This is a genomic window from Alginatibacterium sediminis (genome assembly GCF_003610775.1).
In the GTDB taxonomy this organism is placed as follows: Bacteria; Pseudomonadota; Gammaproteobacteria; order Enterobacterales; family Celerinatantimonadaceae; genus Alginatibacterium; species Alginatibacterium sediminis.
The window spans coordinates 376,066-391,371 of sequence record NZ_RAQO01000008.1; the positions used below are offsets into that span (position 1 = coordinate 376,066).

Sequence of the window (15,306 nt, forward strand, 5' to 3'; positions counted from 1 at the left end):
TTAGCTTAATAGCTGCCTGTATCACTGACCTAAAACCTTACCAACAAAAAATTTAAGACCAACATTTGTAGCATTTTAGCAACATGTAGGTCTTATATTGACGCTCTTTACCGCTAATCTTGCTCCAAGTTGCCGAAATAGCTGTCTATCAATTGTTGATAAACCCCATTCGATTTTAAAATAGCAAGCCCTTGATCCAATTGCTCGATCAGTTCAACATTGGTTTTAGCAACAGCAATACCTAACCCAGATCCGAGTTCTACTTTACCATCAGCTAAAATTTCCAGTTCAGGGTCTAGTGCTACCCAATACGCAGCCACTGCTTGGTCAATAAAAATAGCGTCTACTTGGCGCTCTCTGAGTTTATCGATACTGCTTTGATAACTAGAAAACGGCACAACAATATTCCCACGCGGCGCATATTTCTCTATCAGGTGGCGCTGATGACTGGTGCCATTTTGCACTGCAAGTACCTTATCACGCAGCTCTCTGGCATTTTTAAAGCTGTCTTTTACCACCAAAAATACACTTTGATTTTCTAGGTAAGCCTGTGTAAACGCTACTTGCCGCAGCCGTTTCTCTGTAATGTCCAACGCAGAAATTGCCGCATCATAGCGACCGAATTCGACACTGGACAAAAGGCTATCGAGGGGTTGGTGGTAAAAGCTACATTGACGATCAATAGCTGAACAAATAGCCTTAACCAGTTCAATATCAAAACCCTGAAATTCTTGATTCTCGTCGAGATACTCAAAAGGAGGATACGAGGCCTCCGTCGCAAAGCGGATTAGATCGCTGGCATGCGCGCTTCCCACAAGTAATAGCACTGCAGCTGCTCTTAACATAGCCTTTAACATAGAAGAAACCTGAGCTCGAAAAAAGCTAGTGTAGCAAGACCGCTTTTAAACTGTCACCTGTATCTCCAATTTGGCGATTATTGCTGGAAAAAACCTGCGTCACCATGCATTTATATGCAGAAATTTCGACTAAAGTTTGATTCGCCCCTACTAATCGAGCACAATAACGCGATTATAGATTTAAGAGTTAACTATGAAATACAGCGACAAACAAGAGAAGCTCATTAAAGCCTTTAAGGCTTTACTTAAGCAAGAGCGATTTGGTTCTCAAGCTGAGATAGTCACCGCCTTGCAGGCGCAAAGTTTTGACAACATCAACCAGAGTAAAGTCTCGCGCATGTTGAGCAAATTTGGGGCCGTACGCACTCGCAATGCAAAAATGGAAATGGTTTACTGCTTGCCTGCCGAACTTGGCGTACCGACGGTTTCAAGTCAGCTCAAGATCTTAGTCATCGATATAGACCACAACGAGTCCATGATTGTCATCCATACTAGCCCTGGCGCAGCCCAGCTTATTGCACGTTTACTTGATTCCTTGGGTAAAGCTGAAGGCATACTTGGTACGATAGCCGGTGATGACACCATCTTTATAACGCCCACTCAATCATCGCGCATTGTGGAAGTCTATGTAGCGATTAAAGATTTGTTCGACCTTTCTTAACACCGTTTGATGCCATCTCTTATAGCAAAACCAATTATGTTTGGCTTTGCGCGAAACAATAGCAGCGCTGGGGATTGATATGCAGTTTCCAGTTTGCTTTAGGGTCGCCGCCCCAATGCCCCATTATTCTTACATGGATAATACCTAAATCAGGCTGTTTATTTAAGCGGACACGAATGTGGGTTTCATTTCCCATTGGGTGTACAGAAACAACTTCAACACCAGGTGAGGTTTCATCTAAGGGTTCTAACTGCAATAAGCAATCGCGCGCTCTCACAACTACATCGACATCGCCTTCACTGAGGTCGCTATTTTCTAGTTCAAATTGACCAAAAACGCAATCGAGCTTGCCCGCTTGATAATTACCCTTCACTTGATTACTGGGTCCAAATAAGCTGGCAACAAAGGCATTTTCAGGTTGATTGTAGACCTGCTCAGGGCTAGCACACTGCTTAATGTCACCATCAGACATAACAGCAATTCGGTCGGCTAAAAACATCGCTTCTTCAGGGTCATGTGTCACCATAATCGCGGCGGTTTTGGTTTGCTTAAGAATATCCAGAGTCTCTTCTCGAACTTGCTGACGAAGGTGTTCATCAAGAGCTGAAAAGGGTTCATCTAACAAAATCGTTTTCGGCTCTGGAGCTAAAGCACGCAGCAGCGCAACCCGTTGTTGCTGGCCTCCAGATAAGGTATGCGGGTAACGGTCTATCATGTTTTGCATGCCCAATTGCCCCATCATGTCTTGAATCCAAACTCGACGATGTTGCTGATTTTTAGTCAGTCCATAGGCTATATTTTGACCCACAGTCATATGCGGAAAAAGTGCATACTCTTGAAACATTAAACCAATACCGCGTTGCTCAGGCGCACGATGCACTCCCTGCCCTTGCCCGACGATCTCTCCATGAATGGAAATTTCCCCGTGCTGCACTTGTTCTAAGCCTGCGATCAAACGCAGTAAAGTGGTTTTACCGCAACCGGAAGGACCTAGCAATGCAATTAGCTCACCGGCTTTGATATCCAAATTGACATCATTTAATGCACGCTGGCTGCCGAAACTGTGGCTAATATGGCGCAGGTTTATGCTCATGTTCAAACTACCTAAAAAAGAAAGCTAATAATTAAGCGCGGCGGCTAATATTTCGACTCATTAAAATGACCGGGATAATGCCAACTAATAAAATGGTAACTGCAGCTAGTGCACTTTGTTCCAATTGTTCTTGGCTTGCCATTTCCCAAACTGCTGTCGCTAAGGTCTCAAAGTTGAAGGGTCTGAGAATGAGCGTTATCGGCAACTCCTTCATCGTATCAACAAATACCAGTAGCATAGCGGTTAGAATACTCGGACGCATCAGTGGTACATGAATACGCCACAGTGTACGCGTTGAACCAGCGCCCAATATTCGTGATGCGTCATCTGTTTCCGGGGTTATTTTACTCAAACTAGCTTCTAGGGTGCGATAACTTAAGGCAATAAATCGCAAAGCATATGCTAAGACTAGCGCGGCGCTAGTGCCCGTTATCAATAAGCCAGTTGAGACTCCAAACCACTGTTGCGCTAAGCCGTCGATCGCGTTATCAAGCAAGCCCATAGGATACATAATTCCTACCGCTAATACCGCACCCGGAATCGCGTAACCTAAGGTAGCTGATTCGGCCAAAGTTCGCATATTTGGAGACTTAGATAATCGAACGCCATAGGCTAATAGCAAACCCAAAATACAAGTTAAAATTGACGCCAGCACCGCCAGCGAAATACTATTCCAGGCTAGATTGACGTAATCACCAAGCGGTTGCCCAAGGCTGCGTAAAGCATAATTGGCAAGCACGCCGACCGGTAGTAAAAAGCCCAAAAATATGGGGGTAAAACAACTTAAACTCGCAGCAGCGGCTTTCAGCCCTGACAGCTTTACCCCTTGAATAGCGCCCGACTGTCCGGAAAGTTTATACAAGCGTCCCGCGTTGCGGCTAATTCGCTCCAAACTTAATAAAATAATCGACAGTACCACGAGCATAAGTGCTATTTGAGCAGCTCCTGCCAAGGAGCTCATATTCATCCAAACATCGAATACGCCCGCGGTTAGCGTTGGGACTGCAAAAAATTCGACTGTGCCGTACTCATTTAAAGTTTCCATCAAAGCCAAGGTCACCCCAACCACAATCGCCGGGCGAGCTAGCGGCAGTACCACTCGAAAAAAGCTCTGGCTTTGAGACTTTCCTAGGCTGCGGCTCATATCAAATAATTGGGCTGCCTGTTCCACAAAGGCGGCTCGAGCCAGTAAATAGACATAGGGGTACAACACTAGGCTTAAAACCATAATTGCACCGCCCAATGACCGAATCTCTGGAAACCAATAGTCACGTGCGGTTTGCCAGCCGAAAATCGAGCGTAAGCTGCTTTGTACAAACCCGGCATATTCGAGTTGGTCGGTGATCACAAAAGCCAAAATGTAACTAGGGACGGCTAAGGGCAACAATAATCCCCAAACAAACCAACGTTTACCGGGAAAATTAAAACGAGTGACTAACCACGCATTACAGGTGCCAATAAAACTTGTGAGTAAGGCAACTCCAAGACACAGCCATAGGGTATTTAGAACATAGGTAGGAAAAACGCTAGAGGTAAGGTGGCGCCATAACTCACCGGTATTTTCAGCGCCTAAGTAGAACAAGGTAACAAGCGGAACCAAGGCGAACAAACCGATAAAGCTGGCGACCAAAATCCAAGGATCGACACGTTTGCTGGCTTTGATGGGTTGCTGTTGCAGCACTGAACTTGTCACGTATTCGACTTAACCTTGTTGATTAATTTCATAACAAAAAAGCTAGCCTAAGCTAGCTTTTTACTGATGCGAAGATTAGCAGTATTACAAGTCAAATCCAACTACATCAACTAGTTTAGCGGCTGCTTCACGGTTATCGGCAATAGCTTGTAGGTTCAAACGGTCAGCTTTAAAGTCGCCCAAAGTTTCAATATAAGGGTCAGTTTTAATTCCAGCACGCACTGGTTCTTCGAAGTTTGCACTTGCATACAATGCTTGAGCTTGCTCAGATAGCAAAAACTCTAGCAATGCCACAGCATTTTCTGGGTTTTTAGCCGTTTTTAATAAGCCTGCACCTGAAATATTAATGTGCTGTCCACGGCCACCTATGTTTTGGTCAAGATAAACCACGCGGATGTTATCGGCCCAATCTTTTTGCTCGGGGCTTTGCGCATTGTAGTGCATTTTACCCATGTAATAGCGGTTACCTATAGCGATATCACATTGGCCTTCAAAAATAGCCTTTGCTTGTGCACGATCGTTACCTTGCGGTTTGCGCGCTAGGTTATCTTTAACGCCTTCTAACCATGTCTGTGCAGCGGCTTCGCCATCTTCAGCAATGATTGATGCGATCAAACCAATGTTATATACATGCTTACCTGAACGCGTACAAATTCGTCCTTTCCATTTCGGGTCAGCTAAGTCAGCAATTGAATTTAGTTCGCCTTCGGCAACACGATCTTTATGAGTATAAATAACACGAGCTCTAGTAGTCAGTGCAAACCATAGGTTATCAGGGTGACGCAAGTGAGCAGGTACTACAGAGTCAATAACCTCTGAATTAACAGGCGCGAGTAAATCTGCACTGCGAACGTCATCTAATCGACCGATATCCACTGTAAGTACTAAATCAGCCGGATTATTTGCCCCAGCAGCTTGGATTTTTTGGGCTATGCCTTTTTCAGCATGTACCACATTCACAGCGATACCTGATTCGGCAGTGAACGCATCGATCAAAGGCTGTAATAAACTTTGCTGACGATATGAGTAAAGATTAACCTCTTCCTGAGCCATACTTGGAAGAGACAAAGTAGCAGCTAAAACACAGCCAAGTAATGTACGCATTGAACGCTCCATTTAATTAAATACAAATCGTTATCATTTGCGCGTAGATTATCATAGGGGTTTTTATGATGCTAGCTTTTCGTGTACTAAATCGCCTTCACTTGATAGAAAGCAATTTCTTGCGTAATTAACTAGCCGCCGTTGACTTGCCACCAGGTAAAAAGCACTTAAACTAGGCGCTGTTTTGGCAAGCTCGCTTTCATTTAAGGCAACAACATGCGTAGTTACGCTCATTATTTCACCGGACAAACAGGCCTTCTGCTCCTCAATTGCCTATTTAACGGACTTAGTTTTTCTTTCATTTATCCGGTGATGAGCTTCTTTTTAGTCCAAGAACTGCAAAGCCCTCCCATTTTGATCGGTGTTTACACAATTTGCGTCACCTTATCTGGCCTTATAATCAGCCAAGTCTTGGGCTACTTAACTGACAAAGGATTAAGTGCGAAAACCAGCTATTGTTTATCGCTATTAAGTATCAGTATTGCCAGTGGCATATTTAGTATTGCTGATAACTATTGGCAGGTTTGGTTAGCTGGTATTGTTTTTATGGGTATTGGCGCGGCGTCAATGCCGCTGCTTTTAACCATTATTCGCGAGGCGGCAATCCAACAAAACCGCGACGTTCGCGATATGAATGCTGTCATGCGGGCAACGATTTCCCTCGCTTGGATCGCAGGTCCTCCGCTAGCCTACGGTTTAATCGCACAGTTTGGCTTTACGGCAAGCTTTGGCAGCGCCAGTATCATCACCGCGTTGACGGTAGTTTTAGCCATTTATAGCTTGCCAAACACAGGCATCAAGGCCAAAGACTCACAACAAGAACCTAATACCCCCATTAGTTTTCATATTTGGCTACTATGCCTGGTGCTACTTTTTGTAAATATGGCAAATGGTATGTACGGCACAGCAATGCCATTGTACAGCTTAAACGAACGCGATTTACCGGCCTATTTACCTGGTCTTTTGTTTGGTGTTGCCGCTGGTTTGGAGGTTCCGATCATGATCATCGCAAGCCGCTTAGCTAATCACTTTGGAACCCAAAAACTTATGGGCATAGCAACCATCTGCGGGGCTGTCTTTTATACTGGAATATATTCGGCAAGCCAAGGGTGGCACTTTATTGCTCTGCAGTTATGCAACGCCATATTCTTTGGAGTATTTGCAAGTTTAGGTGTCACTGTTATTCAAGAAATGCTGCCAAACAGGCCTGGCTTTGCCTCGGCGTTGTTCTCCAATAGTATGCGAGCAGGAATGATGATAGGCACTAGTTTAACCGGGATTATCGCGCAGTTTTACAGCTTTCAAACGGCAATCCTGGGAGCAAGTATTGCCGTCATATGCGCCGCTGTTTGCTTAGGCTGGGCGGCTCGAGTATCAAGCTCAGAACAGAAGGCTTAGAGACAGTCATTTATAAAAACTATCGCCATTTACTGGACGTAGTTTTGAATATCTAGTCCAAAGTCACGCGCAGACACTGCCGCTTCAATTTCATCATGAGGGGTTTTGCTCAAATCAAGATCTACGACCTCGATATGCATTGAGGTTTTTGCATTGTAAACTAACCTAAGCGTTGGTCGCATAGGCTTGCTCGCATGACGATTGGTCACAAACCCTAAGCGTCCAGACTTTAGCTGGACCAAGGTCCCAATAGGATAAACGCCCATACAGCGGATAAACTTCTCAAGTAGACCCGTTTCAAATTGAGAGCCTGATCCTTTGAGTAAAATCCCAAAAGCTTTGGTGGGGGGCATACCACTTTTATAAACACGATCAGCCGTTAAGGCATCGTATACATCCACCAGGGTTGCCATGCGTGAGTAAATACTTAATTGATCCTCTTTAAGGTGGCGAGGATAGCCATTGCCATCAATGTGTTCATGATGATTAGCTGCGACATCCATCATGATTTGGCTAATCCCTTCTTGTTTCTCGAGGATCAAACGACTGTGCACGACATGTTCTCGCATCACTACAAATTCGGCTTCGGTTAGACGGCCAGGCTTGTGTAAAATGGCATCAGGAGTATTGATTTTACCAATATCGTGAAGCATTCCACCCATCACCAATTGGCTTTGCACGTCACGTTCCATACCAAGATAACGGCCAAAATAGGCTAACAACATGCCTACATTAAGTGAATGCTCTAGCAAGTATTTGTCTTTGGCGCGCAACTTAGACAACACCATTAAGGCTTCGCTGAACTCCCCTAATGCATCAACTAAACCCGATGCAATCTCTTCCATTTCCTGAAGATCGATCGGCTCACCTTGGCGAAGCTGTTGGAAATATTTGCTTTGCAGTGATTTTGCTTCTTGAAACATGCGCTTTGCAGCTGCCACATTTTTAACTTTAGACTCAGGGCTTTTTTCTTCGGCATCTTTGGGCTGCTCGACCTTCGAACGCTGCCAGTCCACCTTAACCGTTAAGACACCTTTTTTACGGAGAATTTCAATATGCTCAGCCTTTCCAATCCGCCCGGATTGCTTAAGCTCAGCTTTGCCCGACTGAGACAAAATCGAATCGACATACATACCGATTTGTAATTGACTCACGGCAAACTCTTGGAAGCGTGGTTTAACTTCAGTGCTATGAGTAGGTGTCACAGGCATACTTCATCCTTCCGGTTATTATTATTTAGTTTACGCTGCGGCTTTGTGTTTGAGCAATCTTTAAAATCGATAACCATCACATTTACTTACAAGAATAAGGACTTACTAATACCTAAGCACCTATTAGGCTAAGCCCAAATAAACCAAGCCACATCAACTCTCTGTTTTAGGAAAACGGTACAATTAGCCAAACCAAGCTTAACTTGGTGACACAAACAGAGCATTCAACTTATCAAAAAAAGCAGCGTGGACAGCTAGTTGAGAGTCCCTTATGCTACAAACCAAATCGTTGGAGGGCAGCATGGAATCAGCAAATCTAATTCGAATGGTAGTCTTTTTTTCACTACTCATTGGATTCATGCTTTTGGAAGCTATTTTTCCACGTCGAAAGCGCGATATCAAACGCACTGCGCGCTGGCCAGCAAATCTGAGTTTAGTGTTCACTAATAGCCTGATCCTTAAATTAGCTTTCCCTATCGGCGCCGTTGGCTTCGCCGCTCAGCTGCAAAGTGTTAATTTTGGATTGTTTAATCTAGTACACTTGCCCCTTGGCTTGAGTGTTATTTTCAGTATTCTGATTTTAGACTTGGCAATTTACTGGCAGCATCGATTGTTTCACCGGCAAGCTTGGCTTTGGAAGTTACATCAAGTGCATCACAGCGACCCCGATTACGACGTTACTACTGGCAGTCGCTTTCATCCAATTGAAATACTGCTTTCTATGGGCATCAAACTAGCTGTCATCGCGCTGCTTGGCCCACCACTGGTCGCCGTAATCCTATTCGAAATTATTTTGAATGGCCTGGCTATGTTTAATCACGCGAATCTAAAGCTACCTTTAGCGTGGGACAACATCATACGTCGCGTAATCGTTACACCAGATATGCACCGAGTACATCATAGTGTTGAACCCAGAGAGTGCCATAGTAACTTCGGCTTTAATCTTTCAATTTGGGATCGACTGTTTAATAGTTATGTCGCCCAACCCAAAGCTGGCCACATAAACATGCAAATAGGCTTAGTTCAGTTTCCGCAACCTGAGAATCGAAATTTAGTGGCGCTATTAAAGCAACCCTTCAAGCGAGACAGCATGGATGTATAGTGGCTTGCTGATGATACTGGGCGCACTGGTTCTTGGTTACATGTGCCCACCAGCTAAGACTGAACGACTGCATTTGATCAATCAGGTTTGTAAGTACTTACTGTTTTTGATTTTGTTTTTGATGGGCTATGGCCTCTCTAACATGCCAGAGTTGCAGGACAATCTTAAGTCGATGCTAAGCAATAGCTTTTTGTTTTTAAGTTTGTTGTTACTATTTAATGGCACAAGTTTAGTTTTGCTCAAACCACTGCTTGCAATGCCTGAGGTTAAACCACAGAACCAAACTAAATCTAACCTGGGTGCCCTGCTCGAACCCGTTCTAATGATTGCGACGGTGCTCGGGGCTCTGTTATTAGGCTTAGTATTAAGAGCCAATCAAATGGCGATAAGCTTAGATACTGCCACCTATAGTGAATGGGCTTTAATACTAATGGTGTTACTCATTGGTATTCAGCTGCGCAGTAGTGGGATTAGCTTGCGCCAAATATTACTCAACCGCCGTGGATTAATCATCGCGGTTACGATATTGCTTAGTAGTATTCCTGCCGGATTATTAGGTGCAAAACTAAGTGATTTACCAGCACTTCACGGACTCGCTTTGAGCTCTGGTTATGGGTGGTATAGTTTATCGGGAGTATTAATTAGTGAGTCAATCAACCCTGCTCTCGGTGCCACCGCATTTATAGTCGACTTAGGTCGCGAATTATTAACCTTAGTGCTTATTCCGGTATTTATTCGCACCCAACCTGCCGCCATCATTGGGATTTCTGGCGCCACTGCAATGGATTTCTCACTACCGATGATTTCACGTAGTGGTGGGCCAAACATGGTGCCCATTGCAGTGGTCAGTGGCTTTATATTGTCGCTTGCCTGCCCAGTCGTGCTGCTAAGCCTGCTCTCATTGATCCATACTTTGAACTAACTGAGTTAACTCGGCCAGATCACTTGGATAGTCAGCTTTCATTTGTGCTATCCAATCGGGCATATTTTCTTTCCATGCTGGTAATTCTGGCGACTGAATACTATTGGCTAAGCGTTGTATATGGGCTAACCCGATAGAGCCCGCAGCTCCTTTCACCTTATGTGCCTCTTCGACCAATGCGTCCATATCCTGCGCAATCAAATTGCTGTCAATAATAGCAATATAGTCAGGCATGACTTTGGCAAATAGCTCGATATTGCGCAACAGCAGATCTTTGCCCATTGTTTGCCAATGCTGTTGCAATAAATCCATATCAATATGCGCGTTCGATACCGGCTTTTGGGAAGCTATAAACGTTGGTTCACTTGGTTCTAGTCCAAACAAGCTATTAAAGCAACGAATCACTGAGCGTTTATCGATTGGCTTGTGAAGTATATCTTGCATACCTACCGCCTTATATTCGTCAGGCTTACTGACCACATTCGCAGTTAAGGCAACGATAGGCGGCATCAATGAAGCCGGATGATGATCAAACAAGTAACTCGAGACCTCAAATCCGGTCATATCAGGCAGTTGAATGTCTAGTAATACCAAATCAAAGTCATCGGGTTCGAACATGTCGATGGCTTCTTGTCCTGTCATGGCAACATGCACCACATGTCCCATATTTTCGAGCAACGCAGTAGCAATCGTGACATTAAGTTCAACATCTTCGACTAGAAGAATCTCCAGAGGAGGATGATCAATTTCTATCTCACGTTGCTCACTTTGACTGCGTTTCAAATCTAAGGTCACACTAAAGCAACTTCCTTTGCCAAGCTCGCTGCGCACGTATATCTGCCCCTCCATTGCCTCAACCAACTGCTTGGTAACTGCGAGTCCAATTCCAGTACCATTGGCTTTTCGCTGCCCTTCAACTTGATAATACATAGCAAAAATTTGTTCCATTTGCTCATGCTCTATCCCAACTCCAGAGTCTTCCACATCAAAGCGAATATTGACATTCTCATTATTAGAACCAGCCGAAGCAGTGACGGATAAAGTCACAAACCCATGTTCAGTAAATTTGATCGCATTTTGAGTCAAGTTCCACAGGACTTGTCGTAGTCGAGTTGGATCTGCAATTACAAATTCAGGCATAGGGCCACTGCATTTGAGATCAAATTGCAGGCCTTTTTGTTGAGCTTGTAGTTGAGTAAGGGTCTCGATGTCGACTAAAAATGCGGAAAAGTCCATCACATCGTTGGCGATAGTAAACCGACGGCGGTCCAGTTTATCTAGATCGATAATGTCGTTAAAAATGTTACCTAGAGTGGAAGCACTCAACAAAATTGTATTCACATGCTTACGCTGGGAGGAGTCAAGTTTGGTGTCGAGCAAAATTCGACTCAAACCTACCACACCATTGAGGGGGGTTCTAAGTTCGTGACTCAGTGTTGAAACAAACTGAGTTTTATCTCGGCTCGCTTGTTCTAGTTTCTCTTGCTGGAATTTTCGCTCAGTTAAATCGCGTCCAAATCCCAACAAACCTAAACGACTGCCTTCGTTACTATAAAAAGGAACTTTTCTCAGTTCATAAAAGGCTTTGCGACCATCGGGATATTGCAGCCATTGCTCATAAGTTAGCGGCTCATTTTGGGCAAATACTTCAGAGTCGGTTTCAACCACCAAACTTGCAATTTCTTGTTCATATACGTCAAAGGGAGTGAGTCCAATCAGCTCTCGCTCTTTTTTCCCGGTTAACTCTTCCATAGCTCGATTACAACCCGAGAACTGCCCTTGTTCGTTTCGGTAGTACACCAGATCTGGTGAACTGTCGATAAAGCTACGCAACAGCACGGATCGCTCTTCTAACTCAACTTGAGCACGCTCTCGCTGTATCACTTCACTCTCTAGCTCTTTGATGGCGTGTTGACGAGCGGCTTCGGCTTTTTCTCGTTCTGCAATTTCGCTGTTGAGTTGATTAATATTCTGCTGCAGGGTTTGGGTTAACTCTTGGTCGCGGGAGCGCATTTGTTCAAGCTTACGTACCATTTCAGTCAAGCGCATACGCGAGTCTTCGAGTTGCTCGACCACCACCGACATAAAGTAAACTGCCCAAGGGGTAAGTACCAGAGCGAAAAAGATTGAACGAATTAAATCAACCTCTGAAACCGAGCCAGTCAAGACGAACGTGACTGCCATTTGAATTAACAACGCGACGCAAATAATGGCGGTAGCTAAACTAATACTAAAGCGAACAATCCCTAAATGTGACAACAAATGTACGTAATAGGTGGCAAGTTTCTTTAACGGGGTCAACAGATATCCTTAGTGGCCCTTAGGGCGCAGTCCTTGATGAATGCAGCTTTCGTTTTCAACACGAAAATGTGATATAACAGCGGCCTTATTACTGTAAATTTTAGTACGGTGTTTTTCCATTAAAACATCGACCTCGCTTTTTGGAGTCGCAAAACCATGCCGCACGCAATGCCTGACATCGCCAACTCAACCCAGGCACAAACCACTGGTACACTAGACCGAGTCGGTATGAGTAAAATAGAACTCCCGATTATGCTTAGCTTTGAGAACCAAGCACCAACTCGCATTGAAGCCGACGTGGAAGCCTTTGTAAACTTAACCGTTGCCGAAGCGAAAGGCATTCATATGTCGCGCTTATATTTGCTTCTCGACGAATTATCGACGGAGTCTGTGCTCAACTATGCCAGCTTACGCACTCTTTTAGAGGGTTTTATTAGTAGTCATGAAGATTTAAGTGATGTAGCTCAATTAAGCTTCAAGTTTGATTACCATTTACGTCGGGAATCGCTAATTTCCAAAAAGACTGGCTGGAAAGCCTATCCAATGCAAATAAATGCACGCTATCAGAACCAACGCATGCAAGTTGAGCTCAAAGTTGATGTTCCATACTCTAGTACCTGCCCGTGTTCAGCGGCTTTGGCTCGGCAACTAATTCAAGATGCGTTTAGCCAGCAGTTTCAAAACAAAGAAGCGATAAACTTTGACAACATCCACCGCTGGTTAGGCAGTACCCAAGGCATAGTCGCCACCCCGCACAGCCAACGCAGTATCGCTGAAGTAAAAGTAATTTTGGCAGATAATGTTAAAGACTTTCCTTTCATTCAGTTGATTAACTCAATTGAAGACGCCCTGCAGACACCTGTGCAAGCCGCTGTAAAACGTGCCGACGAACAAGAATTTGCCAGACTTAATGGTCAGAATTTAATGTTTTGCGAAGACGCAGCCAGACGTTTGCAACAGCGACTAATTGGTCAAACTGAGTTCGCAGATTTTTGGCTGCGAGTTAACCACTTAGAAAGCTTACACGCGCATGATGCGGTCAGTGAAACCACCAAAGGTGTACCCGGCGGCTACACCGCATAAACTGACGAAACCGACAAATTAGCTACAACTTGTGTTGCTTAAAACGGGAGTTGTAGCTCTACATTTGCGGCAAGGGCATAACGAGCCCGGCCATTATGCTTGGCTTGATACAAACAACGATCCGCCGCACCAACCAAATCACCATAGTCTTGCTCAACTTCTGGCATCATCGTCGCAAGTCCCACACTTACACTAAGGTATTCTGAAACAAATGAAGTCGCATGTTCAATTTTAGCGAGCTTAAATTGTTCTAATAGGTTCACTGCAATTTGTTCCGCGCCATCGGAAGAAGTATTTGGCAGCAATATGGCAAATTCTTCTCCGCCATAGCGCGCCACTATGTCCGAACCCCGCTTACTACTCTGACTAATCAGTTTGGCACAAGCTCGGAGTGCTTCATCGCCTTGTTGGTGGCCATAATGGTCGTTGTATTGTTTAAAACAATCAATATCAATGAGCAGTAAACTTAGTTCTTTGCCATCACGACGATGTAAGTCCCACATGCTACGCAAGCGCTCATCAAAGCTACGACGGTTGGCAACTTGGGTTAGAGAGTCAACGTAGCTTAGCTCTTGCAGTTGCATAATTGCATCAGCTAGTTGTTGCTCAGTTTGTTTGCGCTCAGTTACGTCTCGGGTGATATAGACAATACCGCGTTCTTGGGTTTGCTCGTCAAAGAAAGCACTTTTTATCACTTCGTACCAAACCGGTTGGTCATCATCAAGATATACCAGTTCTTCCACTCTAACTGTCTCACCATTTTCGAGAACCGACTGATGTTGCTTTTGGTAACTTTGGATTTGTTCTTGGGTTTCACAAAGTTCACTAAAATGCTTACCGCGAATTTCATCGGTACTACAATGAAACATTGCTGCGAAAGGCTCATTTCCGCCAATAAAGTAACCTTGTTCATTGATAAAACCAATGGGGTCAATAGCGGCACTGAGTACGGTTCGAATTAAACTATTTTGGCGACTTAATTGAAGCTCCGTTGCTTTACTTTGTGCAACTTCTTGTTCAAGCTCGGTGTTAAGTTGATACCAACGAGTTAGATCATGAGTCGTGTGGAAGTGACCAATAGCTTCTTTCTTTTCATTTAACACCGGATTGATGGTGTGTTCTAAATATCGACGGGAACCATCGGGGAAATGAACCCAAAACTGAAGCTGACGTTGCTCATCGCTAGACTCCTCAGCATCCGAAACTCTATATTTCGAACCCTCGGCGACACTAAGTACATCACTGATAGCTTTACCTTGTAAATCGGCGGCTTTAAGGCCTATGAAATCAGCCCATGCTTGATTACAGAATAAAATTCGCTCGTTTAAGTCCAAACGACATATTGGGGTATGCAACGCATCGGTAGAGCTTTGAAACGCTTGTAGTTGTTGCGTCTGACCTTGTTGATGGGAATACAGTTCAGTAATATCCGAAAAGCTGACATACCAAACCGGCTGGTGCCGGTAATGCCCTGAGTAGCCTTCAATCTTAAAAACGTAAGTGTTCTGGTTGAGTGTCACAGGAAAGACTAATCCATCAACATGGCGCTTCTCACGTTTTTTTTGCAAGGCTTCTAGTAACGCCTCCCCCCAAGGAAACTCTATTTTGAGCTCACCGGAACGAATATCACGACGGTCAAGTAACCGTAAAAATTGTCGATTGGCGTATAAACAATGCCCATCAACGTTACTCAAAACGGCTTGTGCAAGTGGGTTCATCGAACGGTTGTGTCGTTCAATAGAACGCTGCTGTTTCATCTTACAAAGGTAGGCAGCAATTCCATTTATACATACCAGAGCGGCCACAGTGGCGAATAACAGAGTGCTTCCATACTCTGGCAATATTGCGAACATAGTTCCAACTATTTAAGAATGATTTGTC

At 44.4% G+C, this 15,306-nt stretch carries 12 protein-coding genes; 5 read left to right on the top strand and 7 right to left on the bottom strand.

Annotation, left to right across the window (positions count from 1 at the left end):
• Window positions 1–113: 113 nt before the first annotated feature.
• A complete protein-coding gene (locus DBZ36_RS15645; RefSeq protein WP_120355892.1) occupies window positions 114–857 on the bottom strand; it encodes a transporter substrate-binding domain-containing protein in 744 nt (247 codons plus the stop codon).
• A 193-nt stretch (window positions 858–1,050) separates the two neighbouring features.
• Here DBZ36_RS15645 and argR point away from each other — a divergent pair, with 193 nt between their 5' ends.
• Window positions 1,051–1,518, top strand: coding sequence for a transcriptional regulator ArgR (argR, locus tag DBZ36_RS15650; protein WP_120355893.1), 468 nt, complete (start codon window positions 1,051–1,053; stop codon window positions 1,516–1,518).
• Window positions 1,519–1,552: 34 nt separating this feature from the next.
• On the opposite strand, the gene DBZ36_RS15655 is transcribed toward argR, so the two are convergent.
• The 3 genes from DBZ36_RS15655 to DBZ36_RS15665 form a co-directional block, all read right to left on the bottom strand.
• On the bottom strand, window positions 1,553–2,611 hold the full coding sequence (locus DBZ36_RS15655; RefSeq protein WP_120355894.1) for an ABC transporter ATP-binding protein: 1,059 nt from the start codon (window positions 2,609–2,611) through the stop codon (window positions 1,553–1,555).
• Between the two features lie 31 nt (window positions 2,612–2,642).
• On the bottom strand, window positions 2,643–4,304 hold the full coding sequence (locus DBZ36_RS15660) for an ABC transporter permease (RefSeq protein WP_120355895.1): 1,662 nt from the start codon (window positions 4,302–4,304) through the stop codon (window positions 2,643–2,645).
• 84 nt (window positions 4,305–4,388) lie between these two features.
• On the bottom strand, window positions 4,389–5,408 hold the full coding sequence (locus DBZ36_RS15665; RefSeq protein ID WP_233558160.1) for an extracellular solute-binding protein: 1,020 nt from the start codon (window positions 5,406–5,408) through the stop codon (window positions 4,389–4,391).
• A gap of 216 nt (window positions 5,409–5,624) precedes the next feature.
• Between DBZ36_RS15665 and DBZ36_RS15670 the strand changes: the two genes are divergently transcribed.
• Complete coding sequence (locus tag DBZ36_RS15670; RefSeq protein ID WP_120355897.1) at window positions 5,625–6,806, top strand: sugar efflux transporter; 1,182 nt, start codon at window positions 5,625–5,627, stop codon at window positions 6,804–6,806.
• A gap of 29 nt (window positions 6,807–6,835) precedes the next feature.
• Here DBZ36_RS15670 and DBZ36_RS15675 read toward each other — a convergent pair whose 3' ends face one another.
• Window positions 6,836–8,017: an HD-GYP domain-containing protein gene (locus DBZ36_RS15675; RefSeq protein WP_120355898.1), complete on the bottom strand. Its 1,182-nt coding sequence runs from the start codon at window positions 8,015–8,017 to the stop codon at window positions 6,836–6,838.
• A gap of 301 nt (window positions 8,018–8,318) precedes the next feature.
• On the opposite strand from DBZ36_RS15675, the gene DBZ36_RS15680 reads away from it, so the two are divergent.
• Both DBZ36_RS15680 and DBZ36_RS15685 read left to right on the top strand, forming a co-directional pair.
• A complete protein-coding gene (locus DBZ36_RS15680; protein WP_120355899.1) occupies window positions 8,319–9,119 on the top strand; it encodes a sterol desaturase family protein in 801 nt (266 codons plus the stop codon).
• Window positions 9,112–10,041: a lysine exporter LysO family protein gene (locus tag DBZ36_RS15685; RefSeq protein ID WP_120355900.1), complete on the top strand. Its 930-nt coding sequence runs from the start codon at window positions 9,112–9,114 to the stop codon at window positions 10,039–10,041. Before DBZ36_RS15680 ends, DBZ36_RS15685 begins: the two co-directional genes overlap by 8 nt.
• On the opposite strand, the gene arcB is transcribed toward DBZ36_RS15685, so the two are convergent.
• A complete protein-coding gene (gene arcB / locus DBZ36_RS15690) occupies window positions 10,018–12,342 on the bottom strand; it encodes an aerobic respiration two-component sensor histidine kinase ArcB (protein WP_120355901.1) in 2,325 nt (774 codons plus the stop codon). The two genes, DBZ36_RS15685 and arcB, sit on opposite strands and share 24 nt — an antisense overlap.
• Window positions 12,343–12,498: 156 nt before the next feature.
• Here arcB and folE2 point away from each other — a divergent pair, with 156 nt between their 5' ends.
• A complete protein-coding gene (gene folE2 / locus DBZ36_RS15695; protein WP_120355902.1) occupies window positions 12,499–13,425 on the top strand; it encodes a GTP cyclohydrolase FolE2 in 927 nt (308 codons plus the stop codon).
• Window positions 13,426–13,463: 38 nt separating this feature from the next.
• On the opposite strand, the gene DBZ36_RS15700 is transcribed toward folE2, so the two are convergent.
• A complete protein-coding gene (locus DBZ36_RS15700; RefSeq protein ID WP_120355903.1) occupies window positions 13,464–15,278 on the bottom strand; it encodes a sensor domain-containing diguanylate cyclase in 1,815 nt (604 codons plus the stop codon).
• Window positions 15,279–15,306: the final 28 nt, after the last annotated feature.